At 65.3% G+C, this 26006-nt stretch carries 29 protein-coding genes; 20 read left to right on the top strand and 9 right to left on the bottom strand.

Annotated features, from left to right (window positions below):
- The first annotated feature begins 6 nt into the window (after positions 1 to 6).
- The 3 genes from ACE103_RS00945 (at position 7) to ACE103_RS00935 (ending at position 3213) form a co-directional block, all read left to right on the top strand.
- Entirely contained in the window at positions 7 to 708 is a 702-nt protein-coding gene (locus tag ACE103_RS00945; protein ID WP_375777979.1) for an RluA family pseudouridine synthase, read from the top strand.
- A 107-nt stretch (positions 709 to 815) separates the two neighbouring features.
- Positions 816 to 1952: a DUF2336 domain-containing protein gene (locus tag ACE103_RS00940; protein WP_375777978.1), complete on the top strand. Its 1137-nt coding sequence runs from the start codon at positions 816 to 818 to the stop codon at positions 1950 to 1952.
- A 295-nt stretch (positions 1953 to 2247) separates the two neighbouring features.
- A complete protein-coding gene (locus ACE103_RS00935) occupies positions 2248 to 3213 on the top strand; it encodes a Bug family tripartite tricarboxylate transporter substrate binding protein (protein ID WP_375777977.1) in 966 nt (321 codons plus the stop codon).
- 35 nt (positions 3214 to 3248) lie between these two features.
- On the opposite strand, the gene mtaB is transcribed toward ACE103_RS00935, so the two are convergent.
- Entirely contained in the window at positions 3249 to 4532 is a 1284-nt protein-coding gene (mtaB, locus tag ACE103_RS00930; RefSeq protein WP_375777976.1) for a tRNA (N(6)-L-threonylcarbamoyladenosine(37)-C(2))-methylthiotransferase MtaB, read from the bottom strand.
- A 5-nt stretch (positions 4533 to 4537) separates the two neighbouring features.
- Positions 4538 to 5413, bottom strand: a complete 876-nt coding sequence (dapF, locus tag ACE103_RS00925; protein ID WP_375777975.1) for a diaminopimelate epimerase — start codon at positions 5411 to 5413, stop codon at positions 4538 to 4540.
- Between the two features lie 184 nt (positions 5414 to 5597).
- Here dapF and ACE103_RS00920 point away from each other — a divergent pair, with 184 nt between their 5' ends.
- Together ACE103_RS00920 and ACE103_RS00915 are read left to right on the top strand one after the other, a co-directional pair.
- Positions 5598 to 6308 (top strand): GyrI-like domain-containing protein, encoded by a 711-nt coding sequence (locus tag ACE103_RS00920; protein WP_375777974.1) that lies wholly within the window; start codon positions 5598 to 5600, stop codon positions 6306 to 6308.
- A gap of 5 nt (positions 6309 to 6313) precedes the next feature.
- Positions 6314 to 7042 (top strand): SIMPL domain-containing protein, encoded by a 729-nt coding sequence (locus ACE103_RS00915; RefSeq protein WP_375777973.1) that lies wholly within the window; start codon positions 6314 to 6316, stop codon positions 7040 to 7042.
- Between the two features lie 47 nt (positions 7043 to 7089).
- Here the strand turns inward: ACE103_RS00915 and ACE103_RS00910 are convergent, their stop codons facing one another.
- Positions 7090 to 8154 (bottom strand): MBL fold metallo-hydrolase, encoded by a 1065-nt coding sequence (locus tag ACE103_RS00910; protein ID WP_375777972.1) that lies wholly within the window; start codon positions 8152 to 8154, stop codon positions 7090 to 7092.
- 377 nt (positions 8155 to 8531) lie between these two features.
- On the opposite strand from ACE103_RS00910, the gene ffh reads away from it, so the two are divergent.
- The 3 genes from ffh (at position 8532) to rimM (ending at position 11036) form a co-directional block, all read left to right on the top strand.
- Complete coding sequence (gene ffh, locus ACE103_RS00905; RefSeq protein WP_375777971.1) at positions 8532 to 10079, top strand: signal recognition particle protein; 1548 nt, start codon at positions 8532 to 8534, stop codon at positions 10077 to 10079.
- A gap of 85 nt (positions 10080 to 10164) precedes the next feature.
- The gene (gene rpsP / locus ACE103_RS00900) at positions 10165 to 10497 is read left to right on the top strand and encodes a 30S ribosomal protein S16 (RefSeq protein WP_050402543.1); all 333 of its coding nucleotides are present in this window, start codon (positions 10165 to 10167) and stop codon (positions 10495 to 10497) included.
- Positions 10498 to 10514: 17 nt separating this feature from the next.
- Positions 10515 to 11036, top strand: coding sequence for a ribosome maturation factor RimM (gene rimM / locus ACE103_RS00895; protein ID WP_375777970.1), 522 nt, complete (start codon positions 10515 to 10517; stop codon positions 11034 to 11036).
- Positions 11037 to 11046: 10 nt separating this feature from the next.
- On the opposite strand, the gene gcvA is transcribed toward rimM, so the two are convergent.
- On the bottom strand, positions 11047 to 11958 hold the full coding sequence (gene gcvA, locus ACE103_RS00890; protein ID WP_375777969.1) for a transcriptional regulator GcvA: 912 nt from the start codon (positions 11956 to 11958) through the stop codon (positions 11047 to 11049).
- Positions 11959 to 12129: 171 nt separating this feature from the next.
- Here gcvA and ACE103_RS00885 point away from each other — a divergent pair, with 171 nt between their 5' ends.
- From ACE103_RS00885 to rplS, 4 genes are all read left to right on the top strand, one after another.
- Positions 12130 to 13329 carry an MFS transporter gene (locus ACE103_RS00885; protein WP_375777968.1) on the top strand — a complete coding sequence of 400 codons (1200 nt, stop codon included), beginning with the start codon at positions 12130 to 12132 and terminating at the stop codon, positions 13327 to 13329.
- Positions 13330 to 13464: 135 nt separating this feature from the next.
- Complete coding sequence (locus ACE103_RS00880) at positions 13465 to 14547, top strand: zinc-binding dehydrogenase (RefSeq protein WP_375777967.1); 1083 nt, start codon at positions 13465 to 13467, stop codon at positions 14545 to 14547.
- Between the two features lie 9 nt (positions 14548 to 14556).
- Positions 14557 to 15318 (top strand): tRNA (guanosine(37)-N1)-methyltransferase TrmD, encoded by a 762-nt coding sequence (gene trmD / locus ACE103_RS00875; RefSeq protein WP_223977667.1) that lies wholly within the window; start codon positions 14557 to 14559, stop codon positions 15316 to 15318.
- 108 nt (positions 15319 to 15426) lie between these two features.
- Positions 15427 to 15807 carry a 50S ribosomal protein L19 gene (rplS, locus tag ACE103_RS00870; RefSeq protein WP_092126446.1) on the top strand — a complete coding sequence of 127 codons (381 nt, stop codon included), beginning with the start codon at positions 15427 to 15429 and terminating at the stop codon, positions 15805 to 15807.
- A gap of 258 nt (positions 15808 to 16065) precedes the next feature.
- Here rplS and ACE103_RS00865 read toward each other — a convergent pair whose 3' ends face one another.
- The gene (locus tag ACE103_RS00865; RefSeq protein ID WP_375777966.1) at positions 16066 to 16227 is read right to left on the bottom strand and encodes a hypothetical protein; all 162 of its coding nucleotides are present in this window, start codon (positions 16225 to 16227) and stop codon (positions 16066 to 16068) included.
- Positions 16228 to 16255: 28 nt separating this feature from the next.
- On the opposite strand from ACE103_RS00865, the gene leuC reads away from it, so the two are divergent.
- The 3 genes from leuC to ACE103_RS00850 all read left to right on the top strand — a co-directional run bounded on the left by leuC (position 16256) and on the right by ACE103_RS00850 (position 19987).
- On the top strand, positions 16256 to 17662 hold the full coding sequence (gene leuC / locus ACE103_RS00860) for a 3-isopropylmalate dehydratase large subunit (protein WP_223977665.1): 1407 nt from the start codon (positions 16256 to 16258) through the stop codon (positions 17660 to 17662).
- Positions 17663 to 17769: 107 nt separating this feature from the next.
- Positions 17770 to 17979 (top strand): hypothetical protein, encoded by a 210-nt coding sequence (locus ACE103_RS00855; protein WP_223977663.1) that lies wholly within the window; start codon positions 17770 to 17772, stop codon positions 17977 to 17979.
- Positions 17980 to 18289: 310 nt separating this feature from the next.
- A complete protein-coding gene (locus tag ACE103_RS00850) occupies positions 18290 to 19987 on the top strand; it encodes a methyl-accepting chemotaxis protein (protein WP_375777965.1) in 1698 nt (565 codons plus the stop codon).
- Positions 19988 to 20086: 99 nt separating this feature from the next.
- Here the strand turns inward: ACE103_RS00850 and ACE103_RS00845 are convergent, their stop codons facing one another.
- Complete coding sequence (locus ACE103_RS00845) at positions 20087 to 20413, bottom strand: hypothetical protein (protein WP_375777964.1); 327 nt, start codon at positions 20411 to 20413, stop codon at positions 20087 to 20089.
- A 127-nt stretch (positions 20414 to 20540) separates the two neighbouring features.
- The gene (locus tag ACE103_RS00840; RefSeq protein WP_375777963.1) at positions 20541 to 20777 is read right to left on the bottom strand and encodes a hypothetical protein; all 237 of its coding nucleotides are present in this window, start codon (positions 20775 to 20777) and stop codon (positions 20541 to 20543) included.
- Positions 20778 to 21095: 318 nt separating this feature from the next.
- Between ACE103_RS00840 and ACE103_RS00835 the strand changes: the two genes are divergently transcribed.
- Complete coding sequence (locus ACE103_RS00835; protein WP_223977653.1) at positions 21096 to 21317, top strand: hypothetical protein; 222 nt, start codon at positions 21096 to 21098, stop codon at positions 21315 to 21317.
- Positions 21318 to 21443: 126 nt separating this feature from the next.
- On the opposite strand, the gene ACE103_RS00830 is transcribed toward ACE103_RS00835, so the two are convergent.
- On the bottom strand, positions 21444 to 21770 hold the full coding sequence (locus ACE103_RS00830) for a hypothetical protein (protein WP_375777962.1): 327 nt from the start codon (positions 21768 to 21770) through the stop codon (positions 21444 to 21446).
- Between the two features lie 114 nt (positions 21771 to 21884).
- Here ACE103_RS00830 and ACE103_RS00825 point away from each other — a divergent pair, with 114 nt between their 5' ends.
- The 3 genes from ACE103_RS00825 to ACE103_RS00815 all read left to right on the top strand — a co-directional run bounded on the left by ACE103_RS00825 (position 21885) and on the right by ACE103_RS00815 (position 23956).
- Positions 21885 to 22283 (top strand): metallopeptidase family protein, encoded by a 399-nt coding sequence (locus ACE103_RS00825; protein WP_092121477.1) that lies wholly within the window; start codon positions 21885 to 21887, stop codon positions 22281 to 22283.
- Between the two features lie 188 nt (positions 22284 to 22471).
- Positions 22472 to 23074, top strand: a complete 603-nt coding sequence (gene leuD / locus ACE103_RS00820; protein WP_223977644.1) for a 3-isopropylmalate dehydratase small subunit — start codon at positions 22472 to 22474, stop codon at positions 23072 to 23074.
- 93 nt (positions 23075 to 23167) lie between these two features.
- Positions 23168 to 23956, top strand: a complete 789-nt coding sequence (locus ACE103_RS00815; protein WP_375777961.1) for a hypothetical protein — start codon at positions 23168 to 23170, stop codon at positions 23954 to 23956.
- Between the two features lie 356 nt (positions 23957 to 24312).
- Here ACE103_RS00815 and ACE103_RS00810 read toward each other — a convergent pair whose 3' ends face one another.
- A complete protein-coding gene (locus ACE103_RS00810) occupies positions 24313 to 25191 on the bottom strand; it encodes an HpcH/HpaI aldolase/citrate lyase family protein (protein ID WP_375777960.1) in 879 nt (292 codons plus the stop codon).
- Positions 25192 to 25333: 142 nt separating this feature from the next.
- On the opposite strand from ACE103_RS00810, the gene ACE103_RS00805 reads away from it, so the two are divergent.
- Positions 25334 to 25990, top strand: coding sequence for a carbonic anhydrase (locus ACE103_RS00805; protein WP_223977634.1), 657 nt, complete (start codon positions 25334 to 25336; stop codon positions 25988 to 25990).
- Positions 25991 to 26006 lie beyond the last annotated feature (16 nt).

Raw genomic sequence — 26006 nt, 5'->3', positions numbered from 1 at the left:
GACGAATTGATCGATGTTCCCCAATTGACCGCGGAAGAGATCCTGGCGCGGGTGCTCCACCGCGATGGATTGATGCTGGTTATCGACAAACCGGCCGGCCTGCCGGTGCACCGCGGTCCCAAGGGCGGCCCGAATCTGGAAGCCTCGTTCGACGCGTTGCGGTTCGGCCTGCCCCGGCCGCCGGTGCTGGCGCATCGGCTGGACAAGGACACCTCCGGCTGCCTCGTCCTGGGACGCCACCGCAAGGCGACCGCCTCGCTCGGGCTGCTGTTCAAGCACAGCAAGATTGCGAAGACCTATTGGACCGTGGTCGAGGGTGGCCCCACCGAGGACCAAGGCACCATCGACATGCCGCTCGGCCGGCTCAACGCCGAGCGCGGCTGGTGGCAGAAGCCGGACCCGGATGGCCAGAAGGCCATCACCAACTGGAAGGTGCTGGGACGCTGCGACGGCCTTGCCTGGATTGCGATGGAGCCGGTCACCGGCCGCACCCACCAGCTACGGGTGCATTCATCGGCGATGGGCTGGCCGATCGTCGGCGACAATATCTATGGCAACGGTCCGCGCTTCGGCGAGCCGACCCTGCATCTGCATTCCCGCGAAATCGGCATCCCGATCTCCCGCAACAAGGACCCCGTGCATGTCGTAGCACCTGCGCCGGCGCACATGCAGGAGCGGCTCAAGGCCTGCGGCTGGAACGGCGAGTAATCCTCCGGGATTCTACTGACCATTATCCTTACGAAACGTTCAGGTCCGCCCGATAGAGCTGCAAGCTGGCTTAGAACAAGCGCATCGGGACGGGCTCAGGACGAGCAATGCTGACTGCCGGGCAGGCAATTATCGACGAGGTCGAGGCTGCGATCCGCGCCGGCTCCGCCGAAAAATGCATCGCCACGGCGAAGCGCGTCACTGATCTGTTCCTCCTCTCCGCCGGCAGCTTCAACAGCGAGCAGGTCGAACTGTTCGACAATGTGCTCGAACGGCTGGTCAAGACCATCGAGCTGCGCGCGCTCGCCGAGATCAGCGCCCGGATGGCGCTTGCCGAGATCAGCGAGCAACTCGCCCCGGTCGCGCAGGCACCGCCCGCGATCGTTCGCCGCCTCGCCAGCAACGACGAGATCCGGGTCGCGCGGCCGATGCTGCAGGAATCCTCACGCCTCAGTGCCGAGGACCTAGTCGAGATCGCGCAGACCAAGAGCGAACAGCACCTGCTCGCCGTCGCCGGCCGCTGGTGGCTGAAGGAAGTCGTCACCGATGCACTGCTGGCCCGTCGCTTTGCGAGCGTGAGCCACCGCCTGGTCACCAATCCCGGCGCCAAAGTATCGCCGGACGGATTTGCCGTCGTCCTCGCGCAAGCCGAGCACGATCCGACCCTCGCCGTCGAGACCGGCATCCGCGCAGACCTGCCGGCGGAGCTCCGTCTTCAGCTCCTGCGCCGGGCAACGGAAGAGGTGCGCGGCCGTTTGCTGGAGCGCGCCCCGCCGTATCTCTACGAGGAAATCCGGCACGCGATCGCCGCGGTCGCCGCCGGCGTCGAGCGCGACATGTCGCAGGTCCGCGATTTCACCGCAGCCAAGCGCCACGTCGCGAAGCTGAAGGACAGCGGCGAGCTCAACGAGGCCGCCCTGCTCGGCTTCGCCAGGCAGCGGAAATATGAAGAGACCGTTGTCGCGCTCGCGGATCTTGCGCAGTCGAACGTCGAGGTGATCCGCTCCCTGATGCAAAGCCTGCGCAGTGAAGGGCTGCTGGTGCCGTGCCGGGCGGCAGGCCTGAGCTGGGAGACCACCGCCGCGGTGATGGAATGCCGCTATACGACCGGCTCCATGGGCTCCGTTGAGCTCACCCATGCGAAGAGCCAGTTCACCAAGATGACACGCGGAGACGCCGATCGCCTGCTGCGGTTCTGGCAGGTTCGCGCGTCGCAGCCGCCAAAGCCCGGCCGCGCGCACTGACAACGTCGCGCGCGATGCGCGGCTGATTCCGATTTCAACCTGTCAAACAGCCATCACGACCGACAACAACCATTTCGTAGTTGTGGGTCCCTGCTCCCGTGCGCAATTGCGCACTAGGCAGGGACGACGTCGAGATTGTTGGCGCACCGGGGAATGACGCGGGAGAAAAATGCGTACCCCGAAAGGATGCGCACGGCTTTCGACCCAGACAAGACCTGCGATTTGTTGACGTTGGCTGGGGCACCCACACTGTGGTTGGATGACGCTGCGACGGATGATCGGGCAGCGTGTTCGAATGAAGCGACGGACCTTCATCGCAAGTTCAGTCGCACTGCTGGCCGCACCGGGCATCGTGCGGGCGCAGGCCTATCCAGCACGACCGGTGCGCATGATCGTTCCGTTCGGGCCAGGCGGGAACGCCGATGTTTTCGGCCGGATCATCGCGCAGAAATTATCCGAGCGGCTTGGAGAGCAGTTCTACGTCGAGAATGTGAGCGGCGCCGGCGGCAACATTGGCGTTGGCCGCGCGGCCATGGCGGCGCCCGACGGATACACCGTTCTCGTCACGCCGCCCAGCTTCACGATCAATCCCGCGTTGCATGACAAAGTCCCCTATGATGCCCGCACGTCGTTCGATGCGGTCACGCTCGCCGTCAGCACAAGTGTCGTGCTCGCGGCAAATCCCTCTGTGCCGGCGCAGACGCTCAAGGAGCTGGCTGCCCTGATCAAAAGCAATCCCGGCAAATTCAACTACGCGACCGCCGGGGTGGGGTCGCCCGGACATATCGTCGGCGAGATGCTGCGCCAGTCGCTCGGCGTCGACCTTGTGCACATCCCTTACAACAGCGCGGCTTTGGCAATCGGCTCGACGGTGGCGGGCCATACGACGATGTGCCTTGCCGCACCGGCACCAATTGTGCCGCAGGTCGGGGACGGCCAGCTGCGCGCGCTGGCGATGGCATACCGGAAACGGTTGCAGGCGCTCGCCGACGTACCAACGACGGCAGAAGCAGGCTATCCGGACATCGAGTTCGACAATTGGTTCGGTGTCTTTGTTCCAGCCGTCACCCATCCGGATATCATTGCGCTCCTCAACCGCGAGATCGTCAGGAGCATGTCAGATCCGGGCATGAGGGCACACCTGCTGACACTTGGTCTCGAGCCAATCGGGAGAACGCCGGCAGAGTTCAGCAGACAAGTCGCAATCGAACTCGAAAAATGGGCCAAGGTCGTCCGGGCCGCGAACATCAGGACTGAGTGAGGGCGCAGTCCGCGTCGATCGCATCTCGACCCGTCTCAACGAACGTCGCCGGCCGATGCAGTGAGACGCACCCCGTCGTGGCCGGTCACGACGAGCGCCCGCACCATGCCCGGCGCGTCACCACCGATCGCAACCGGCAGGAAATGCTGGGTGCGGCCCTGCCTATTGCTCTCGATCAGCACCTCGCGCGTCGCACCGACTTCCGCAGCAAGCCGCCGCACCAGCGCGGCTTCGCCGGTCGCGCGCAGCTGCCTGGCGCGCTCCCTGATCGTTCCGCCCTCGACCTGCGGCATCCGCGCCGCCGGCGTGCCCGGACGTCGCGAATAAGGAAACACATGCAGGAAGGTGAGATCGCATTCCGCGATCAGATCGAGCGAGCGCGCAAACATCTCCTCGGTTTCGGTCGGGAAGCCCGCGATGATGTCGGCGCCGAGCGCGATGTCCGGCCGCAGCCGGCGCACCTGTGCGCAGAAATCGATCGCGTCCCGGCGTGAATGCCGGCGCTTCATCCGCTTCAGGATCATGTCGTCGCCGGATTGCAGCGACAGATGCAGATGCGGCATCAGTCGCGCGTCGTCGGCAATCACATCGAGCAGGTCGCGATCGGCCTCGATCGAATCGATCGAGGAGATGCGCAGCCGCTTCAGCTCGGGCACATGGCGCAGGATCTGCCGGGTCAACTGGCCGAGCTTCGGCGCGCCCGGCAAATCGGCGCCATAGCTCGTGAGATCGACGCCGGTCAGCACGATCTCGGCATGACCGCGCTCAACCAATGTGCGGACCTGATCGACCACTGCCCCCATCGGCACCGAGCGCGAATTGCCGCGGCCGTAAGGGATGATGCAGAAGGTGCAGCGATGATCGCAGCCGTTCTGCACCTGCACGAACACCCGCGGCAGGCCGCGCTCGAAGCCGTCGAGCAGATGCGGCGCCATCTCCGTCACCGCCATGATGTCGGCAACCGCGACCTTCTCGCTCGCATCGATACCAAACGGCGCATCGAAAGCCGCGCGCGTCGCCCGCCAGGCGCCGCCGCGCATCTTCTCGTCATTGCCTACGACGCGATCGACCTCGGCCATGTCGGCAAACATGTCGGCTTGCGTCTGCGCCGCACAGCCGGTGACGACGATGCGCGCCGCCGGGCGTTCGCGTTTCAGTTTGCGGATCGACTGCCGGGCCTGCGCCACCGCCTCATTGGTGACGGCGCAGCTGTTGATGACGATGGTGTCGGTGAGCCCGGCCTGCTCCGCCTCGCGCCTGATCACCTCGGATTCGAATGCATTGAGGCGGCAGCCAAAGGTGACGACGTCGACGCTCATGATGGTCAGGCGACGCTGGCGAACAGCGCCGGATCGAAGCGGCCCTCATATTCGAAATCGGCGGTGCCGGTCATCAGCACGTGGTCGTCGCGCTCGCGCCACTCGATGCCGAGCCTGCCGCCGGGCAGCGTGATCTCGACAGTCCGGTTGGCACGCTTCAGCCGCGCCGCCGCGACCGCGGTCGCGCAGGCTGCCGAGCCGCAGGCCCTGGTGAGGCCGGCGCCGCGCTCCCAGGTGCGGATCGTGATGTGGTCGCGATCGACGATATGGGCGAGCGTGATGTTGGCACGCTCCGGGAAGATCGGATGGTTTTCCAGCAGCGGCCCGAAACGTTCGAGGTCGTAGGCATTGACGTCGTCGACCCAGAAGACCGCGTGCGGATTGCCCATCGAGACCACCGAGGGCGAATGCAGCACCGGTTTGTCGATCGGCCCGACTTGCAGCTCGATGTAGCGGGTGTCGCGAAATTCCTCAGCCAGCGGAATGTCCTGCCAGCCGAACTTCGGCGCGCCCATGTCGACGGTGTAGAGATCGGGCGCCGGCCCCTGCCAGCAATTGAGCAGGCCGGCGCGGGTCTGGAACGTCGCCGTGGTCTGGCCGGTCTTCTCGAAGATCCGCCGCACCACACAGCGCATGCCGTTGCCGCAGGCCCCGGCCTCCGAGCCGTCATTGTTGTAGATCGAGATGAACGCTTCGGTGCCGTCGAGCCGCGGCGGCTGCAGCACCATCAGCTGGTCATAGGGCACGCCGCCGGCCGGCGACGCCACCGCGCGCGCCTCATCAGCCGAAACCTGCGCCTTGGAATCGCGCAGGTCGACGACGACGATCTCGTTGCCGATGCCGTTCATTTTGGCGAATGCGTGATTGGCGAGCGCGCTCATCGATTTTCCTAAATTCTGCCCGGTTATATGGCGAGTGGTGGCCCATTGGCCAGTCAGAATGGCCCCATGACACATCTGTCATGGGACGAATGCAGAACTCGCGTGTTAGGAATATCGCACCTCAGGGACCGCGCGCGCCGGGACAGATCGAGCGGCCGTTTGAGGAGGGGATGGAGAATACCGAATGAACCGTATCAACACGCTCCGCGCGGCCCTGGTCGCGCTGCTCCCTTTGGCCGCGATCGCCCTGGCAAGCCCGGCTCCTGCCCAGTCGCCGTCAGCCTCGCCCGCTCCCGCGGCAAGCCCGAGCCAAACGCCCGCGCCTGTGCCATCGGCAACGCCGGTGCCGCCGCCGGCCGAGACCAAGTCGCCGGCTGACAGCCCGGCCGCATCGCAGTCCCCGGCGCCGCCGCCGGCCGCCCCGGTGCAGACCGCCGACCCGTTCGGCGAGCCGTTCACGCTGGAACCGAAGAAGGTCGTGATGCTGAAGGGCACGGCCAACTGGGATTCGGCCTTCGACGCGCTGATCGAGGCGTTCAAGCAGCTCACCGCGCTGCTCGACAAGGACGGCGTCAAGGCATCGGGCAATCCGATGATCGTCTACACCTCGACCGACGACACCGGCTTCACCTTCATCGCCGAAATTCCGGTCGACCAGGACGTCAAGAACCTCGGCAAGAACATGAGCATGGGCAATTCGCCGGACGGCAAGGCCCTGAAGTTCGTCCACCGCGGGTCCTACGACAACATGGACAACACCTATGAGGCCATCACCAATCACCTCGACGACAAGAAGCTCGAAGCCAAGGACACCTTTATCGAGGAATACATCACCGATCCGCTGAAGACCGCCGAAGACAAGCTTGTGATCAACGTCTACGTACCCCTGAAGTGAGCCAGATGACCTATCGCCTTCCCCTCGGCCTCCCCATCGCTGCCACCCTGATCGCGACCACGCTGCTGGCTGCACCCGCACTTGCCGACAGCGACTTTCCACCGGCGATCTCGGTCACCGGCGAGGCGACCGTATCGGCGGCGCCCGACGAGGCGCAGCTCGATGCCGGCGTCACGACCGACGGCAAGACCGCGCGCGAGGCCACCGACGCCAACAATGTGACGATGGGCAAAGTGCTGGCCGCGCTGAAGGGCGCCGGCATCGCGGAGAAGGACTATCAGACCTCGCGGCTGTCGCTGCAGCCACAATTCGCCAACCGCCCGCCGTCGTCGCCGAACGCGCCGCCCAGCATCGTGGGTTACCACGCGAGCAATCGCGTCACGATCAAGCTGCACGATGTGAGCAAGGTCGCGGGTGTCATCGACGTGCTGGTGGGTGCCGGCGCCAATGATATCGGCGGGCTCAATTTCTCGGTGTCGCAGGCCTCGAAGCTGCTCGACGAGGCACGCGAGCGGGCGATCGCCGACGCCCGGCGCAAGGCGGAGATCTACGCCAAGGCCGCCGGCGTCACGCTCGGCGCGCCCTTGAACATCTCGGAAGTCGGCTCGGCGCCGGTGCCGATGTTCCGCGCCAAGATGGCCACGGCAGGCTTCGCCGCACCGACGCCGGTCGCGCAAGGCGAGGAAACGCTGACGGTGAATGTCAGCGTCTCCTGGGCGATCAAGGAGAAGTAATTCAAGCCGGCCAATTAACGTCGTCCCGGCGAAGGCCGGGGCGACGGTCAAACGTCGAACACCTGTCCCGGCTTCAGCGTCAGAAACCTCTCGCGCGACACCTTGGCCGCGTCGAGCGCTTCACCGAGTGCGATCGCCGGCGCGTCGATTGCCTCGTCGGTCAATTGGAACGTGCCGTGGTGATGCGCCAGCGCTTGCGTCGCCCCGCAATCGGCCAGCGCCTTCACGGCGTCCTCGGGGTTCATGTGCTGGTCTTGCATGAACCAGCGCGGCTCATAGGCGCCGATCGGCAGGATCGCGAGCCGCAGCGGGCCATGCGCCTCGGCAACCCGGCGAAAATGCCGGCCGTCGCCATAGCCGGAATCGCAGACGATGTAGAGCTTGCCGGCCGGCGTCTCCAGCACGAAGCTCGCCCACAGCGCCTTGTTGCGATCGAACAGGCCGCGCGCCGACCAGTGCCGCGTCGGCACCAGCGTCACGGCAACGCCGCCGCCGAGTTCGACGCGCTGATGCCAGTCGAACGCCTCGGCTTTGATCGCGGCATCGGAGGCGCGCATCGTGACGTCGTTGCCGAGCGGCGTGATCACGCGCGGCGTAAACGCTGTCGTCAGCTTCGACAGCGTCGCGACATCGAGATGATCGTAATGGCCGTGCGACACCAGCACGACGTCGATCCTGGGCAACTTCTCGAAGGCCACGCCCGGATCATTGTGCCGCTTCGGACCTGCGAAGCTGAACGGCGAGGCCCGCATCGACCAGACCGGATCGACCAGAATGTTGAGGCCGCCGGTCTGGATCAGCCAGCTGGCGTGACCGATAAAGCAGAACCGCACCTTGTCGCCATCGACGCGCGGCGGCGTATCGGCATAAGGGCTCGGCGCCCATTCCGGCCAGACCGCGCGCTGCCGCCTGCCCCCGAACTGCCAGCGCAGCACCTCGCCGAGCGATTTCGGCGGCGCGCCATCCGGATCGAAGAAGTGCAGGCCGTCGAAGTGATCGGAGACGGGGCCGTCATAGGTTTTCATCAGGGACATCCAGATCGAGGGCACGCCGATCGCGGCAGCGGCTCCGGTCAAGGTTGCAAGAAGGCGGCGGCGGGTGACGATGGGCACGCGGGTTCCCAACAGGAGGCAGGCTCCGTTTATATGGGTGACGATGCCGAATTCGGAACCAGCGTGGCAAATTGATGCGATTTCAATGCCTTATGGCTCAGGCTAGGCCAATTGCGGCGAAACTTTCCTTGACTTTGCCGCCCCGGCAGCGTTTAACGCCGCGACTTTCTCGGAAAGATCCGTCTTTTCGACCCGCCGACTGGCCCTGGAGGCCAGAGGCCAACGCCCGACAGCGCGATGCGCCCTCGGGCGCAAAAGTGTTTGGACCATCGTCTTGGCACGGTGCCGAGGCGGACTATGTGGTCATCACCCGCGAGAGCGGGTCATGACCAGAAGCGAGTGAAGCGCGCTCACGGGCGCAACGAAGGACAACGGCATTGTTCGACAATCTGTCGGAACGGCTTGGTGGCATTCTCGATCGTCTGACGGGGCGCGGCGCGCTGACCGAAAAGGACGTCGATGCCGCGATGCGCGAGGTGCGCCGCGCACTGCTCGAGGCCGACGTCGCGCTCGAGGTGGTCCGCAGCTTCATCGACCGGGTCCGCGAGCAGGCGATCGGCGCCACCGTCGTCAAGTCGGTGACGCCGGGCCAGATGGTGGTGAAGATCGTCCATGACGAGCTGGTCGCCACACTCGGCTCCGACGGCCAGACCATCGACATCAATTCCGTGCCGCCGGTGCCGATCATGATGGTCGGTCTGCAAGGCTCCGGTAAGACCACCACCACCGCAAAGCTCGCGCGCCGCATGGTCCAGCGCGACAAGCGCAAGGTGCTGATGGCCTCGCTCGACGTCTACCGCCCGGCGGCGATGGAGCAGCTCGCGGTGCTCGGCCGCGACCTCGACATTCCGACCTTGCCGATCGTCGCCGGCCAGATGCCGCCGCAGATCGCACGGCGCGCGTTAGAGGCCGGCAAGCTCGGCGGTTACGACGTGGTGCTGCTCGACACCGCCGGCCGCACCACGCTCGACGAAGACATGATGAAGGAGGCGGCCGAGATCAAAGCCGCCGCCAGCCCGCATGAAGTGCTGCTGGTCGCGGACTCCCTCACCGGCCAGGACGCGGTCAACCTCGCACGCGCGTTCGACGAGCGCGTCGGCCTCACCGGCATCGTGCTGACACGCGTCGACGGCGACGGCCGCGGCGGCGCCGCGCTGTCGATGCGCGCGGTCACCGGCAAGCCGATCAAGCTGCTCGGCACCGGCGAGAAGACCGACGCGCTGGAAGACTTCCATCCGAACCGCATCGCCGGCCGCATCCTCGGCATGGGCGACGTCGTCTCGCTGGTCGAGAAGGCCGCTGCGAACATCGACGCCGAGAAGGCCGCGCGCACTGCCGAGCGCATGCGCAAGGGTCAGTTCGACCTCAACGACATGCGCGAACAGCTGCAGCAGATGGCGAATATGGGCGGCATCGGCGGCCTGATGGGCATGATGCCCGGCATCGCCAAGATGAAGAACCAGATCGCGGCGGCCGGCATCGACGACAAGATCATCAAGCGCCAGGTCGCGGTGATCGATTCGATGACGCGGCAGGAGCGCAAGAATCCGGACATCCTGAAGGCGAGCCGCAAGAAGCGCATCGCGGCCGGCGCCGGCCAGAGCGTCGAGCAGGTCAACAAGCTGCTGAAGATGCACCGGAACATGGCCGACATGATGAAGGCCATGGGAAGCGGCAAGCGCGGCCCGCTCGCCGGCATCGCGCAGGCGATGGGTTTCGGCGGCGGCATGAAGCCGCCCTCGGCCGACGAGATGAAGGCGCTCGCCGAGAAGATGCAGGGCGGCGCCGGCGGCGGTCTGCCCAGCCTGCCGAAGGATTTGCCGGCCGGGCTGCGCGGCGGCCTGCCGAATGTGCCGGGCCTGACCGGCCTTTCCGGCAAGCCGATGCTGCCGGGCCTCGGCGGTTTCCCGGGCAAGAAGAAATGAGGAATTCGTCGTGATGGCTCACATGCAGCCGGCGCGACGCGGAATGCCAATCAATCGAACACATCGACCTTTGAAGGAGAACTAAATGTCCGTTGTTATCCGCCTCGCTCGCGCAGGCACCAAGAAGCGTCCGGTCTATCACGTCGTCGTCGCCGACTCGCGCTTCCCGCGCGATGGCCGCTTCATCGAGCGTCTCGGCCACTTCAACCCGCTGCTGCCGAAGGACAACGAGGCCCGCCTGAAGCTCGACATGGACAAGGTGAAGGCCTGGCTCGCCAAGGGTGCGCAGCCGTCGGATCGCGTGACCCGCTTCCTCGACGCCGCCGGCGTCGTCAAGCGCGCCGCGCGCAACAATCCGGAAAAGGCCGTGCCGCGCAAGGAGCGCAAGGCGCAGGCCGAAGCCGCCGCCAAGGCATAGACTGAACGGCGACCACGGTGACTGCACCGGTCTGTGTCGCCCGTATCGGCGCTGCGCATGGCGTGCGCGGCGCCGTTCGGCTGTGGACCTTCACCGAAGATCCGCTGGCCGTGAAGGACTACGGCCCGCTGATGACCAAGGACGGCACGCGCCAGTTCGAGGTCACGCATGCGCGTGAGGCCAAGGACCATCTCGTGGTGACGCTGAAGGGTGTCGCCAGCCGCGATGACGCCGAACGGCTCAACGGGCTCGAGCTCTACGTTCCGCGCGACCGGCTGCCGGAAACCGACGACGGCGAATATTACCACACCGACCTGATCGGCCTCGCCGCCGTGACAACATCAGAGCAGACGCTCGGCAAGGTGATCGCGATCCATAATTTCGGCGCCGGCGACATCATCGAGATCGCCCCGCCGCAGGGCGCGACGATGCTGCTGCCCTTCACCAATGCCGTGGTGCCGACAGTCGATCTTGCCGGTGGCCGCGTCGTGATCGACCTGCCGCAGGAAGTCGACGGCGACGATCCGTCGGCAGCCTGAACCGAAAATATCAGCCTGTCATCCGGCCCTGCTGCTCGAGCCAGTCGCAGAACACCGCGCTGTGCGGATCGTTGCTGCGGCCTGCAGGGAAATAAGCGAAGTAGCTCCGCGCCGGCAGGCTGATCGCGGGGAACGGCGTCACCAGACGCCCGACCGCGAGATCGTCCGAAATCAGCGCGGTCGGACCCATCGCAACGCCGAGGCCATCGAGCGCAGCCTGGATGGTCAGATAGAAATGATCGAAGGTAAGCGAACCCGCCGGCTCCAGCGCGGAGTGCCCGGCCTCGGTCAGCCAGTCGCGCCACAGCCGCGGCATCGACGTGACATGCAGCAGCGTATGCCTGGAGAGATCCGCGATTTCGTGCAGCGGTAATCGTTCGAGCAGCGATGGGCTGCACACCGGCAATCGCCGCTCCGACACCAGGAAGCGCGACGAGAAGCCATGAAACGTATCCGGACCACCACGGATCACGACGTCGAATGATTCCGGCAGCGCATCGACCGGCTCGTTCGATGTGCTCAGGCGCACCTCGATATCCGGATGCTCGGCGCGAAACCGGCTCATCCGTGGCAGCAGCCAGCGCAGGCTGAAGGTCGCGAGCGCATTGACGCGCAACACCGCCACCGCGGCATCGCCGCGCCGCGCGCGATGCTGCTGCACGGCGGCCGAGATCCGGTCGAGCGCCGGCGCGAACTCCGCCAACAGCGCCGCGCCCGCTGGGGTCAGCACCACGCGCCGCACCGATCGCCGGAACAGCGCCGGCGCGCCCAGCCACTCCTCGAGCAGCCGGATCTGCTGGCTGACCGCGCCATGGGTCACGCTGAGCTCGGCGGCGGCCTCCTTGAAGCTGCCGAGCCGCGCGGCGGCCTCGAAGGCGCGGACCGCATTGAGCGGCGGCAGGCTGCGGCGTGGGACGAACATGATGCCTCAATACCAGATTTTCTAACGCATGATCCGATTATTACTGATTTGTGACAGTGACGGTTCGGGCGCATATTGCGCAGCAAGCTACTCACATATCTTTTCTTTTCGAAGGCTTCCTCCGATGCGCAGCCGCTCTATCTTTAGTTTTTCTTGCTTTGGATGGCAGCGATGAGCGTGTCCATGGAAGTCGGCACATCCCGTCCTGGCCAGACCCAGGCGACACGCACACTGGCGGTGACCGGGCTCAACCACGCCCTCCATGACGGCTACACCGACCTGATCTACGTGCTGCTGCCGGTCTGGCAGGCGGAGTTCGCGCTGAGCTATGGGCTGCTGGCGCTGCTGCGCGGGCTCTACGCCGGCGCCATGGCCGGCTTACAGATTCCGGTCGGACGCCTCGCGGAGCGGATCGACGGCAAGATCATCCTGATCGCCGGCACGGCGCTGTCGGCGCTCGGCTATGTGTTCGCCGGATTCTCCGGCGGCGTCATCGGGCTTGGCCTGGCGCTCGCACTCTCCGGCGCGGGCTCGAGCACGCAGCATCCGATCTCATCATCAGCGGTGTCGCGCGCTTATGGCGCGGCTGCGCGCGGTCCGCTCGGCATCTACAATTTCTCCGGCGATCTCGGCAAGGCGGCGATCCCGGCCCTGACCTCGATCCTGCTCGTGATCATGTCGTGGCGGCACACGCTGCTGGTGCTCGCGTTTGCAGGCCTGCTTGTCGCGATCTGCATCGCGCTCTGGATGCCGTCGGTCGGCAAGGGTGCCGAGCACAAGATGGCCGCCGCGTCGCGCCGCGAAAGCTCAGGCGGCGGCTTTCACTGGCTGCTTGCGATCGGAATTCTCGACACCGCGGTCAGGATGGGTTTTCTCACCTTCCTGCCGTTCCTGCTGCGCGACAAGGGCGCCTCGCTGCCGACCAACGGCCTCGCGCTGGCGCTGGTCTTCATCGGCGGGGCTGCGGGGAAATTCACCTGCGGCTGGCTCGGCGCGCGCGTCGGCACGTTGCGCACCGTGCTGATCACCGAAGGCGGCACGGCGGCGCTGATCCTTGCGGTGCTGGTATTGCCGCTGGCGCCGGCCATCGTGCTGCTGCCGCTGCTCGGCGTGATGCTCAACGGCACCTCCTCGGTGCTCTATGGCACGGTGCCCGAGCTGACGCCGGCGCATCAGACCGAGCGTGCTTTCGCGCTGTTCTATACGGGGACGATCGGATCGGGCGCGATCGCACCCGTGCTCTACGGCCTGCTTGGCGACGCGCTCGGCCCGACGCTTGCGACGGTAGCGACCGCGATCACAGCGCTGGCAATCTGTCCGCTTGCCATGGCGCTCGCGCGGCATCTTGCCGACGATCCAACGGCCGCGTGACACTTGATCAGCCTGGGTCTGTAGCCCGGATGACGCGCAGCGAAATCTGGGATCGCTCCTCATTGCCGGCGCGATTCCCGGATTGCGCTTCGCTCCATCCGGGCTACTTAAGCAATGGTCTCACGGAGCATCGCAATGACAAGCACGCACAAGGCCTGGCGACTGCACGCCCACAATGATCTTCGCTTCGAGGATGTCGCAACGCCGAAGCCTGCGCCCGATGGCGTCGTGGTCCGGATCGAGGCCGGCATGGTGCTGTCGTACACCAACAAGCTCTTGTCGGGCGCGCTGCCTTACAGCCTGCCGCCGATGCCGTTCGTGCCGGGCACCAATGCGATCGCGCGCGTCGTCGCCACCGGCGAGAACGTCACGCATGTGCGGAGCGGCGACCGCGTTTTCCTCAGCCCGCATCTGCGCGGCGACGTGCCGGATCGCGATCCGCCGCAAATCCTGATCGGCCTCACCGCCACGGTGACAACGCCTGAGGCGCTCGCATTGCAGGCGCGCTGGCGCGACGGCGTGTTTGCCGAGATCGCGCACTGGCCTGCCGCCTGCGTCACGCCGCTTGCCAATCTCGACGACAAGCCGGCGACCGAGCTGATCGGGCTCGCCAAACTGATCGTGCCGTTCGGCGGATTGCAGCGCACCGGCCTGCGCGGCGGACAGACCATTATCGTCAACGGCGCGACCGGATATTTCGGCTCGGGCGGCGTGATGCTCGCGGTCGCGATGGGCGCGGGCCGCGTCGTCGCCGTCGGACGCAAGCAGGCCGCGCTCGAGCAATTGCGCGATGCATTCGGCCCGCGCGTCATTCCCGCCGTCGTCACCGGCGATGCCGCCGCCGACCTTTCGATCATCCGCCGCGCCGCCGGCGGCAGCGCCGATGTCGCGCTCGACCTGCTCGGCGCCGCCAAGAGCACCTCGACCACACTGTCCGCCCTGCGCGCGCTCAAGCGTGGCGGCCGGATGGTGCTGATGGGCAGCGCCGAGGCGCCGCTCGAACTCTCGTTCCGCGAGATGCTGGCCAACGACTGGGAAGTGGTCGGGCAGTTCATGTACGACCGCACGGCACCGGGCCAGCTGGCCGGCCTCGCCGCCGAAGGCCTGCTCGATTTGCGCAAGATCAACATCGCGACCTTCAAGCTCGCCGACTTCCGCCGCGCGGTGGACGCGGCCGCCATGATGCAGAGCCTCGACCTCACGGCCGTGGTGCCGTAACCAGAGGCCATGACATCGCAAGCGCCCCCATCCCAAGCGACGCCATGGCGCGCCACCGTGCTGACCCTGTTCCCGGACATGTTTCCGGGACCGCTCGGCGTGAGCCTGGCCGGCAAGGCGCTGGCCACGGGTCTCTGGGCGCTGGAGGCGCGCGACATCAGGGCATCGGCGACCGACAAGCACCGCAGCGTCGACGACACGCCGGCCGGCGGCGGCCCGGGCATGGTGCTGCGGGCCGACGTGCTGGCGGCAGCGATCGACGCCGCTGATATTGCGCCGGACCGCCCGCGCCTCCTGATGAGCCCGCGGGGTCGGCCGTTGACCCAGACCCACGTCGCCGAGCTGGCGGCCGGACCTGGCCCCCTGATCGTCTGCGGCCGCTTCGAGGGCATCGACCAGCGGGTGATCGAGGCTAGGAACCTCGAGGAGGTTTCGATCGGCGATTACGTGCTGTCCGGCGGCGAAATCGCGGCGATGGCGCTGATCGACGCCTGCGTCCGCCTGCTGCCGGGGGTGATGGGGAAGCTGGCCTCGGGAACCGAGGAGAGCTTTTCTGAAGGACTACTGGAATACCCCCAATACACCCGTCCGCAGGAGTTCGAGGGCCGCCAAATCCCGGAAATCCTCATTTCCGGCGATCACGCCAAGGTCGCGGCCTGGCGGCTGGCCCAGTCCGAGGCCCTGACGGCGGCCCGGCGGCCCGATCTCTGGGCCCGGAAGGCCAGCCAAAAAGCGGCCCGGCGAGGGACAAAAAACACGACAGACGGGTGACAAACCCTGCGCTTTGCCTTATAGGCACGGCCTAATCCGCACACGCGCAGGATAGATGGACGTTTGCGCAGCCCGCACAGGCTGGGCGCGCCGCCGATGGAGATTTCGATGAACCTGATTCAGCAGCTCGAAAAAGAGCAGTTCGACAAGCTCGCCGCCACCAAGACCATTCCGGAATTCGGACCCGGCGATACCGTCATCGTCAACGTGAAGGTGGTCGAAGGCGAACGCACCCGCGTGCAGGCCTATGAAGGCGTCTGCATCGGCCGTTCCGGCCATGGCCTCAACGAGAGCTTCACCGTGCGCAAGATTTCGTACGGCGAGGGCGTCGAGCGCGTTTTCCCGGTGATGTCGCCGATGATCGACTCGATCAAGGTCGTGCGTCGCGGCAAGGTGCGTCGCGCCAAGCTCTATTACCTGCGCAGCCTGCGCGGCAAGTCGGCCCGCATCGTCGAGAAGCAGGACCGCCAGACCGCCGTCGGCGAGTAATTCACCCCGAAAGGGATGTGACCAAAAGCGCGGGGCCTGCCCCGCGCTTTTTTGTTGCGGCATACCTATGTGGAAGGCCAGCCTCGACTGTCATGCGCGGGCCTGACCCGCGCATCCATCGAAATGAGCACTCTCGTTCAAGAGGATGGATTGCCGGGTCGAGCCCGGCAATGACTACAGGGGCACCCGCGCAATCGATCGATTGTCCCGGCCACGAGCCCTGTGTTAGAAATTTAGAATGGTTCCGGATCAAGCAAGTCAGACCTGCCAGCGCATCGTGATCGACGATCGCTCGCGGCTGCCCGGCCGCTTCTTCGGACGCTTTGCGACGTCGGCAACGTCAGAGCTTACGCGCGCAGCGTAACGCTGCCTGGACGCTGCCGCCTGCTCGCGCGCCGAGACGCGCTTGACGCCATTCACCACTGAATTTCTTCTGGAGCTGAAGCTCATGTCCAAACCGACCACGCTGTACGACAAGATCTGGAACGACCATCTGGTCCACGAGGCCGAGGACGGCACCTGCCTGCTCTATATCGACCGCCATCTGGTGCACGAGGTGACCTCGCCGCAGGCGTTCGAAGGCCTGCGCGCTTCGGGTCGCAAGGTGCACGCGCCCGAGAAGACGCTCGCCGTCGTCGACCACAACATCCCGACCACCGACCGCTCGAAGCCGAACCCCGACCCGGAAAGCATCGAGCAGATGCGGGTGATGGCGGAGAACGCCAAGGAATTCGGCATCGAATATTACAACGAGTTCGACAAGCGTCAGGGCATCGTCCACGTCATCGGCCCGGAGCAGGGCTTTACGCTGCCCGGCACCACCATCGTCTGCGGTGACAGCCACACCTCGACGCATGGCGCGTTCGGCGCGCTCGCGCACGGCATCGGCACCTCCGAGGTCGAGCACGTGCTGGCGACGCAGACGCTGATCCAGAAGAAGGCCAAGAACATGCGCGCGATCGTCGACGGCAAATTGCCCGACGGCGTGACCGGCAAGGACATCATCCTCGCGATCATCGGCGAGATCGGCACCGCCGGCGGCACCGGCTATGTGCTGGAATACGCCGGCGAGGCGATCCGTGCGCTTTCGATGGAAGGCCGCATGACGGTCTGCAACATGTCGATCGAAGGCGGCGCGCGCGCCGGCCTGGTCGCGCCCGACCAGAAGGCGTTCGACTTCCTGCGCGACCGCCCGAAGGCGCCGAAGGGCGCGGCCTGGGATGCAGCGATGCGCTACTGGGAGACGCTGCGCTCCGACGAAGGCGCGCATTTCGACCACGAGCTGCGGCTGGACGCTGCAAAACTGCCGCCGATCGTCACCTGGGGCACGAGCCCTGAGGACGTCATCTCGGTGACCGGCTTCGTGCCCGATCCCGACAAGATCGCGGACGAAGCGAAGCGGCTCTCCAAGCACCGCGCGCTGAAATATATGGGCCTGACCGCCGGCACCAAGATCACCGACATCAAGCTCGACCGCGTCTTCATCGGCTCCTGCACCAACGGCCGCATCGAGGACCTGCGCGCCGCCGCCAAGGTCGCCGAGGGCAAGACCGTCAACGCCAACGTCAACGCGATGATCGTGCCGGGCTCGGGCATCGTGAAGGAGCAGGCGGAAGCCGAAGGGCTCGACAAGATCTTCCTTGCGGCCGGCTTCGAATGGCGTGAGCCGGGTTGCTCGATGTGCCTCGCCATGAACCCGGACAAGCTGAAGCCGGAAGAGCGATGCGCCTCGACCTCGAACCGCAACTTCGAGGGCCGCCAGGGCTTCAAGGGCCGCACCCATCTGGTGTCGCCTGCGATGGCTGCGGCCGCCGCGATCGCCGGCCACTTCGTCGATATCCGCGACTGGCGGTAAGGTAAGCGCGGTTTTCGTCTCAAGCTCGAGCCGTTGTGGAAACGGCTCGTTAACGTGACGTACGCACACTGGGTCCTCGCGAACACAAGTTTCGTGGGGAGCCGGACGTGGCCGACAAGAATGAATTCGTCGACATGATCAGTGAGGCGACGCGGCAGAAGCGCCGTCGCGCCGCACCACGCATCATCGATCCGCTTCCCGAGGTGAAGGAAACCTCGCGCCTCAGCCACTGGCCGCCGGAGCGCTGGACGCAATGGCGGATGGAAAACCTGACGCCGTGGAAGATAAAGCCCTGGAAGCTGAAGAACTGGGATTAGCCTGACAAAACGGGCGCCGTGAGGCGCCCGCTGTCATTTCAGGCCTTACCACGCTGCACAACAACAGCCGGTATCACTGCGTCAGCCGGTGCTGATGGCGAAGCACTTTGCGATGTCGTCAGCCGGTTACCGCGTGAACCCTTTGCTAAGGGTTGGCATCTAGGGTTAACCGACAATCAATCAGAAAATTCAGGACTTCTTCCGTTTCCATGGCGCGGCCAGCAGGCCAAGCCGTGGCATCGCGTCCTCACGCATGGCTCGTCGGCCGGGTGGGCCGATGGATCTCAGCGCCATTTTCGTGGGACCAGAAATGACCCTCAAGTTTCAGAATTTGCCCATCATTGCCAAGATCGCGGTACCCGCGGCCATCGTCGCCCTGGTCGCGATCGGCATCGTCGTGGAGGCCTCGCTGGCTCTCAGCCAGTTGGCGGTGACCGCCTCCGGCCTCGTGGATGGCAATGCCCGCCGCGTGCAGTACAGCCTCGAAGCGGAGAGCAATTTCAACAGCGCAGCGGTCAGCGAGAAGAATGTCATCCTCTCGGCCTCGGACACCAAGGCGATCGCCGCCAACATCGAAGCCTACAACAAGGCAACGGATGCGACGCTTGCCGCCGTCGATCGTTTGGCGTCCGTCACATCGGACGCCGGACAACACCAGCTGATCGACACGCTGCGCGGCGCCGTCAAGGACCGCCGCGAGGCAAGCGCCAGGGTGTTCGAGCTGGTGACCGCGGGCAAGCTCGAGGACGCCTTCGCCTACTCGCGCAATGTCGCGGCCAAGCATCGCCAGACCGCGATGGAGGCCGTCGCCAGCCTGATCGCCGCCAATGTGAAGGACATGCAGGCCTCGCGTGACCGGGGCATCGCCACGGCCGACCAGACCCGCCTCCTGCTGCTGTTCGGCGCCGCAGCCGGGCTGCTCTGTACTTTCGCACTCCTGGCCTGGATCGCGTTCAGCCAGATCGCTCAGCCGCTGTCGCGCATGACGGAGAAGATGACGAAGCTCGCCGAGGGTGATCTCGACATCGCGATCGTCGGCGATAACAGGAGCGACGAGGTCGGCGGCCTCGCCAAATCGCTGCGCGTGTTCAAGGACAACGCGACCACGGCGCGCCGCCTCGAAGCCGAGCAGCGTGAAGAGCAGTTGCGCAAGGAGACCCGGCAGCGCGCGGTCGAAGGCCACATCGCGACCTTCGACAATCAGATCTCGGAGGCGCTGAACGCCCTGACCGCAGCCTCGACCGAGATGCACGCGACTGCCGGCAGCATGTCGGCGACCGCGGAGGAAACCAGCCGGCAGGCGACCTTCGTCGCGACCGCTTCCAACGAGGCATCGGCGAATGTCCAGACCGTCGCGGTCGCGACCGAGGAACTGCACGCCTCGATCAGCGAGATCACGCGCCAGGTGACGCAGGCGGCGCAGACGGCAAGAGCCGCGGTCGACGAGACCGATCGCACCAACGCAACCATCGAGAGCCTTGCCGCAGCTGCGCAGCGGATCGGCGAAGTGGTGTCACTGATCCAGAACATCGCGTCGCAGACCAATCTGCTGGCCCTGAACGCAACGATCGAAGCTGCCCGCGCCGGCGAATCCGGCAAGGGCTTCGCGGTCGTCGCCAATGAAGTGAAGGCGCTTGCCACCCAGACCGCCAAGGCTACGGAAGACATCTCCTCTCAGATCGCGGCGATCCAGCAGGAGACCGGTCAGGCCGTCGATGCGATCAGGACGATCGGCGGCACGATCGCGCGCATGAGCGAGATTGCGGCGGCAATCTCCGCCGCTGTCGAGCAGCAGAGCGCGGCAACCCGCGACATCGCGAAGAATATCCAGGAGGTTTCGCGCGGCACCAGCGAGGTGTCGGCGAATGTCGGCAGCGTCAACGAGGCCGCCACTGAAACCGGATCAGCCGCCACGCAGGTGCTGACGGCCGCCGACGATCTCAGCCATCAGTCGGCCACGCTGCGCAGCAACGTCACCACATTCCTGGACAAGATCCGCGCAGCTTGACCGAACAGGCAGCATCTCTCCGCAAAGGGCGTCGCGCCGGCGACCGGCGCTGCTCTTCCTCGTTGCCTGGCAGAGCCGCGCACAGCGCGGCTGCGTAGCTCACCAGAACGGGCCGAACCCGAAGCCAAAGGTGAACGGCGCCGGTACGGCATATGGATAGGGCCGATAGTAATAGGGCCGCCCATAATAATAGGAGCCGTACGGCCGGTAATAGGAATAGGGCTGGTAGTACGGCCGGTAGCCGCGGTGATAATGGTGACGATAGTAATGGCGATGATGGCGCTGCGCGCTGAAGTCGGTCGCCTTGCCTGCCTGCCGCTGTTGTGCCGTGGCCTGCGGCGTGGCTGATGCCGCGGCGGTTGCCGATGCCGGCGCCGTCAATGCGAATGCACAAGCGACCGCGGCAACTCCGATCCATCTCATCATGATCAACTCCTGCAGATTGCGATTGATGTCATCTCGCGCGCGCGAATCTGCCGGTTTGATGGCTGAGAACAACAACAGGCCCGCTGCTCACGGGCCTGTGTCTCAACTGCGCTGATACGCCGCGCGATCAGTGGCGCCAGTGGCGACGATGGCCCCAGCCCCAGCCACGGTGATGTCCGCGACCCCAACCACGGTGATGTCCATGGCCCCAACGTATCTGGGTGGTCGTCTGGTTCGCGTTGTCCTGAACCGTTGCGGCAGTGCCCGGCGTAGCGAGCGACATCGCGCTCGCGCGCTCGGCCGGCGCCGCCAAAACCAGCACGGCACCGACGGCCGCAAGTCCCAGAACCTTCGTCACCTTCATGAGTCTTCTCCTTGATCCCTTGATGTCACGCCTAGCAACGACGACTCGAGCTTCTTGCCTTGACGCATTTTCTTCATGCGAACCGGTATCCGCTTCGCTCGAAAACGCGCCGGCATTCGAATCGACCCCCGTTGCCGCGACGCAGATCGCAAGCAGAATGCGGACGACGTGAATGGGATGTGAATGACTGCGCCACGATGGTGAATGCCGCTGGCGCGCGCAGGTTCCGGCACAGCCGCTGGAATTTTCATGTCTGTGCGTAAAACCGGCGTAGACGATGGTCGTATGTTGTGAGGAGCCTCGCGCAGGAGATCGCCGATGACACAACATGGTTCGCGCAAATGGTTCACGCTCGGCGCGGCAACGCTGGCTGGTTCCATGATTTCAGTTGATGTCGCGCTCGCCTCGCAAGGACCGGGCGGCGGCATGGGAACGGCAAGCCATCTCACGCAAATGCTGATGGCGATCGCGGTCTATGGAACGGTGGGAGTGATCGTCGCCGCCGGACTGATCGGCGCAGTGCGCCGACGTTTGCTCTAGAGCATTTTCGGTTCTGATTGAATCAGAACCGAAGTTCTGGATTCTTGTCTTGACGCGTTTTCTTCACGCGAACCGGTGTCCACTTCGCTCGAAAACGCTCTAGCTTCCGCTTCGCGCGAAGACGCTCTAGCCCGGGCGCCAGAAGCAGTTCATGCGCGGCGTGATCACGGTGCCGCTCGGCCGGTGCTCCTGCACATAGGTCGCGGTGCAATCGCGCACGGCGTTCGGACCGGGATTGTAGCGCGGGATCACATCCGGTTCCCAATGATCGGGCCGCGACCGGTAGATCGGCACCCGCCTGAGCCGGCGGTGCTCGACAACCCGCTCGCGCACGACCGGTGCCATCTCACCGATGCGCGCTTCTGCCGCCGCGCTCTGTGCCCGCGCCTCTCCCACTGGGAGCGAGAGCCCGGTTGCTACCGCCAACAGCGTTGCCGCCACGATCCGTTTCATCACGCCACCCAAGCCCCATTCTTGAGCCTCAATCTTGGGCCGCACGGTCTCCCATTGCACCGCCAAGGTCAACTGCGCTGGCGCCGCCTGAGGCACTCGCGCTAAAGGAGTGTCATGTGGACCACAGAAAAAGCCCCCTCGCTCGCCGAGATGGAGGCCGTCGCGCACGAGATCTTCGAGCGCCTGCCGCCGACGTTCCGGGCCCTCTGCGAGGGCCTGATCATCCGTGTCGACGACTTCCCGACCGACGAGGTGCTCGACGAGATGCAGGCCGAGAGCGAGTTCGACCTGCTCGGCCTGTTTCACGGCATCGGCCTGCCGCAGCAGAGCCACGGCGACGTGGCCCGGCTGCCCAACCTGGTCTGGCTCTATCGGCGGCCGATCCTGGATTACTGGGCGGAGCACGACGAAACCCTCGGCCACATCGTTCGCCACGTCCTGATCCATGAGATTGGGCACCATTTCGGCCTCTCCGACGCCGATATGGAGGCAATTGAGGCCGATGCGGGATAAAGCGTTTTCGAGCGAAGTGGACCCCGGTTCGCGTCAAGAAAACGCGTCAAAACAAGGAAGCTGGAGCCCCCGTTGCCGATCCAATCGGAACGGGGGCTCCAGCTTTGCAGAAATGGCCCTTTTACCGTGGTCGCATCCGCGATAAACATCCGGCCGTATCCCCCATTTTTCGACCGGGAAGAGCAACGATGGACAAGTTCACCACGCTGGAAGGCGTCGCGGCGCCGCTGAAGATCATCAATGTCGACACCGACATGATCATTCCGAAGCAGTACCTCAAGACCATCAAGCGCACCGGCCTTGGCAAGGGGCTCTTCTCCGAGCAGCGCTACAAGGATGACGGCAGCGAGAACCCCGATTTCGTCCTCAACCAGTCCGCCTATCGCAATGCGAAGGTGCTGGTCGCCGGCGACAATTTCGGCTGCGGCTCGAGCCGCGAGCACGCGCCCTGGGCGCTGCTCGACTTCGGCATCCGCTGCGTGATCTCGACCTCGTTCGGCGACATCTTCTACAACAACTGCTTCAAGAACGGCATTCTGCCGATCCGCGTGTCGCAGGAGGACCTCGACAAGCTGTTCGACGATGCCGAGCGCGGCGCCAATGCGACGCTGACCATCGATCTCCCCAACCAGGAGATCCGCGGTCCCGACGGCGGCACGGTGAAGTTCGAGATCGATCCGTTCCGCAAGCACTGCCTGATCAACGGCCTCGACGACATCGGCCTGACGATGGAGAAGAAGTCGTCGATCGACACCTACGAGGCCAAGCTCAAGGAGCGCGCCTGGGCTTGAGGCGCAGCCTGTCATCGCGCCCCGGTGCCTTCAGGCGCCGGGGCTTTTCTTTGCAAAGTTGTCTTCTCGCGAACCTGCTGACGGCTGACGCGCATGCTGCCTGACATCGTCACCTTCTGGCACGGCTCGATGGACGCGCTGCGCCGCACCTGTCTGCGTTCGCAGCTGGCGGCCGGGCACAAGGTCACCGTCTACAGCTTCGATCCGATTCCCGGCCTGCCCGACGGCATCGGCAATGCCGAGGCCGAGGCGGTGCTGCCGCATTCGTTCTCCGAGAAGCTGCGTCCGGCCGAACGCGACGGGTCGTGGCGCGACTGGACCATCCTGCAGTTCAGCGACTTCTTCCGCATGCGGCTGATGACACAGCGCGCCGGGCTCTGGCTCGACGCCGATGTGCTGCTCTTGAAGCCGGTCGAGATCGATCCGGCAAAGCCCTATTTTGCCTGGGAGCGGCCGCGTCAGCTCGGCAACTCCGTGCTGTATCTGCCGCACAATGATCCGATCGTGCGCGCATTCGAAGCGCTGATGCAGCAGGACGAGCTGACGCCGGACTGGCTGGCGCTGCGCCACCGCCTGACCTTTGCGATGCGCAAGCTGCGCGGCAAATCCAATCGCCTGTCCGACATCCGCATCGCGATCTACGGTCCCGCCGCGCTGACCGCGCTCGCGCGCCGCGAGGGCGAGTTGCAGCACGCGCTGCCGAAGCGCTCGTTCTACGCGGTGCACGCCGAGCCACGACTGTTCTTCGAGCCGTCGGACTTTTCGCGCTATCTGAACGATCCCGAAATCATCGGCCTGCACATCTCGCCGAAGGGACGCGGCAAGGCGGCGCCGATCCCGGGCAGCCTCTACGCCTGGGCTTCGGAGAAGTTTGGGAGTTAGTCACCCTCCCCTGGAGGGGCGTACCACCAAAATATCGAAAACAACCCCATGCAAAGTAGCCGGCGGCTGCCGGCGCTCGGCATGGCAGCTTGACTCGTCGGGCAAATCAGCGGCATTCTTCTATTATTCCGAAATCATGCGGACGCCCCGCGGCCATGGCATATCATGGGCGTCGCTTGGGGCGCGTAGTCACCCTCCCCTGGAGGGCGAGGGTCGGATCGCGTTGAGCGCAGCGAAATGCGAGCCGGGGTGGGGTGATCTCTGAACACGGGCAGAGTATCCGTGGAGAGACCGTCACCCCACCCCGCCGCTCATTTCATTCTCGTCGACCCTCCCCCTCAAGGGGGAGGGTAAGATCAATGCCCCATCGCAGCGATCGCGTCGGCGATCGCGATCGTGCGCTTCGCCATCTCGGCGTGCAGGCGCTCGACCATGCGGCCGTCGAGCTGAATCGCACCGCGCGCAGCGTTCTCCGGCTGTTCGAAGGCGGCGATGATCTTGCGCGCTTCAGCGACCTCGGCCTCCGGCGGCGTGAAGATTGCGTTGCAGGCATCGATGTGGCTCGGATGGATCAGCGTCTTGCCATCGAAGCCGAGATCGCGGCCCTGCGCGCATTCCTCCGCGAAGCCGTCGATATTGCTGATGTCGCCATAGGGGCCGTCGAGGATCTCGAGCCCGTGCGCGCGGGTCGCCAGGATGCAATGCGTGATCATCGGGATCATCGCCGCGCGGCCCGGCTTCATCCGGATCCGGGTTTCGCGCGCAATGTCGTTCGGCCCGAACACGAAGCCGGCGAGCCGAACCTCGGAGTCCTGCGATGCCGCGGCAAGCTCGTCGGCGTCGAGCACGGCGCGTGCGGTCTCGATCATCGCCCAGACCCGGATCGAGGCCGGAGCATTGATGTCGCTGAGCCGATCGGCGACGGCGTTGAGATCGTCGACGGTGGAAATCTTGGGAACCAGGATCCCGTCCGGCTGCGCCTTGCCGGCCATGCCGATGTCGTCGACCCACCACGGGCTGTCGAGCGCGTTGATGCGGATCAGGACCTCGCGCTTGCCAAAGCCCTTTGCGGCGACCGCCTTGGCGATCTGCTCGCGGGCCACGGCCTTGGCGTCGGGGGCAACGGAATCCTCGAGATCGAGGATGATACCGTCCGCCGCCAGCGTGCGGGCCTTCTCCAGCGCCCGTGCATTCGATCCCGGCATGAACAACAGGCTGCGGCGCGGACGGGTCATCGGTATTCTCCTGGGGGCTCGGGCTCCGCCACTGTCCATTGTTTGGGCATTGGACGGCACCATCCTTCAACGCTGCCGTATCATCTCAGGCTGCACGCCGAAAGTCTTGTTCCCGTCACCAGCATGTGGTTAGGCAGAGGCCATGAAATTCTTTCCGAAGCAGTTGATCGACGGCTACCGGACTTTCGCGACCCAGCGGTTGCCGACTGAACAGTCGCGATACCGGGACCTGTCCGAACGCGGCCAGTTCCCCGAGACCATGGTGATCGGCTGTTGCGATTCCCGCGTCTCGCCGGAGGTGATCTTCGATGCCGGCCCCGGCGAATTGTTCGTGGTCCGCAACATCGCCAATTTGGTTCCGGTCTATCAGCCCGACAGCAACGCCCATGGCGTCTCGGCCGCGCTGGAATATGCCGTGACCGTGCTGAAGGTGAAGAACATCGTGGTGCTGGGCCATGCCCAGTGCGGCGGCATCCGCGCCTTCGTCGACAAGATCAAGCCGCTCACGCCCGGCGACTTCATCGGCAAATGGATGCAGATGTTCATCAAGCCCGGCGAGATCGTCGAGCAGCGCGACCATGAGAGCATGCAGGACTTCGTCACCCGCATCGAGAAGGCCGCGGTGTTCCGCTCGCTGGAGAATTTGATGACCTTCCCGTTTGTGCGCGAGCGGGTCGAGAGCGGCGAGATGCAGCTGCACGGCGCCTATTTCGGCGTCGCCGAGGGCTCGCTGTTCGTGCTCGACCGGGTCGCGAAGGAATTCATCAGCGTCGCCGATGCCGTCAAGGCCGGCGAGTAGCCGCGCGCTATCGCGC

It is taken from the genome of Bradyrhizobium sp. ma5 (assembly GCF_042258955.1).
Lineage (GTDB): Bacteria > Pseudomonadota > Alphaproteobacteria > Rhizobiales > Xanthobacteraceae > Bradyrhizobium.
The sequence above is the reverse complement of the archived record's forward strand: the minus strand, read 5'-3'. Positions and strand labels throughout refer to the sequence as shown.

Bases quoted from the DNA above. Each gene is read 5' to 3' on its own strand.
- ACE103_RS00940 (WP_375777978.1), top strand. From the start codon at position 816: ATGCTGACTGCCGGGCAGGCAATTATCGACGAGGTCGAGGCTGCGATC.
- ACE103_RS00935 (WP_375777977.1), top strand. From the start codon at position 2,248: ATGAAGCGACGGACCTTCATCGCAAGTTCAGTCGCACTGCTGGCCGCA.
- mtaB (WP_375777976.1), bottom strand. From the start codon at position 4,532: ATGAGCGTCGACGTCGTCACCTTTGGCTGCCGCCTCAATGCATTCGAA.
- dapF (WP_375777975.1), bottom strand. From the start codon at position 5,413: ATGAGCGCGCTCGCCAATCACGCATTCGCCAAAATGAACGGCATCGGC.
- ACE103_RS00920 (WP_375777974.1), top strand. From the start codon at position 5,598: ATGAACCGTATCAACACGCTCCGCGCGGCCCTGGTCGCGCTGCTCCCT.
- ACE103_RS00915 (WP_375777973.1), top strand. From the start codon at position 6,314: ATGACCTATCGCCTTCCCCTCGGCCTCCCCATCGCTGCCACCCTGATC.
- rpsP (WP_050402543.1), top strand. From the start codon at position 10,165: ATGTCCGTTGTTATCCGCCTCGCTCGCGCAGGCACCAAGAAGCGTCCG.
- gcvA (WP_375777969.1), bottom strand. From the start codon at position 11,958: ATGTTCGTCCCACGCCGCAGCCTGCCGCCGCTCAATGCGGTCCGCGCC.
- ACE103_RS00885 (WP_375777968.1), top strand. From the start codon at position 12,130: ATGAGCGTGTCCATGGAAGTCGGCACATCCCGTCCTGGCCAGACCCAG.
- ACE103_RS00880 (WP_375777967.1), top strand. From the start codon at position 13,465: ATGACAAGCACGCACAAGGCCTGGCGACTGCACGCCCACAATGATCTT.
- trmD (WP_223977667.1), top strand. From the start codon at position 14,557: ATGACATCGCAAGCGCCCCCATCCCAAGCGACGCCATGGCGCGCCACC.
- rplS (WP_092126446.1), top strand. From the start codon at position 15,427: ATGAACCTGATTCAGCAGCTCGAAAAAGAGCAGTTCGACAAGCTCGCC.
- leuC (WP_223977665.1), top strand. From the start codon at position 16,256: ATGTCCAAACCGACCACGCTGTACGACAAGATCTGGAACGACCATCTG.
- ACE103_RS00850 (WP_375777965.1), top strand. From the start codon at position 18,290: ATGACCCTCAAGTTTCAGAATTTGCCCATCATTGCCAAGATCGCGGTA.
- ACE103_RS00845 (WP_375777964.1), bottom strand. From the start codon at position 20,413: ATGATGAGATGGATCGGAGTTGCCGCGGTCGCTTGTGCATTCGCATTG.
- ACE103_RS00840 (WP_375777963.1), bottom strand. From the start codon at position 20,777: ATGAAGGTGACGAAGGTTCTGGGACTTGCGGCCGTCGGTGCCGTGCTG.
- ACE103_RS00835 (WP_223977653.1), top strand. From the start codon at position 21,096: ATGACACAACATGGTTCGCGCAAATGGTTCACGCTCGGCGCGGCAACG.
- ACE103_RS00830 (WP_375777962.1), bottom strand. From the start codon at position 21,770: ATGAAACGGATCGTGGCGGCAACGCTGTTGGCGGTAGCAACCGGGCTC.
- ACE103_RS00825 (WP_092121477.1), top strand. From the start codon at position 21,885: ATGTGGACCACAGAAAAAGCCCCCTCGCTCGCCGAGATGGAGGCCGTC.
- leuD (WP_223977644.1), top strand. From the start codon at position 22,472: ATGGACAAGTTCACCACGCTGGAAGGCGTCGCGGCGCCGCTGAAGATC.
- ACE103_RS00815 (WP_375777961.1), top strand. From the start codon at position 23,168: ATGCTGCCTGACATCGTCACCTTCTGGCACGGCTCGATGGACGCGCTG.
- ACE103_RS00810 (WP_375777960.1), bottom strand. From the start codon at position 25,191: ATGACCCGTCCGCGCCGCAGCCTGTTGTTCATGCCGGGATCGAATGCA.
- ACE103_RS00805 (WP_223977634.1), top strand. From the start codon at position 25,334: ATGAAATTCTTTCCGAAGCAGTTGATCGACGGCTACCGGACTTTCGCG.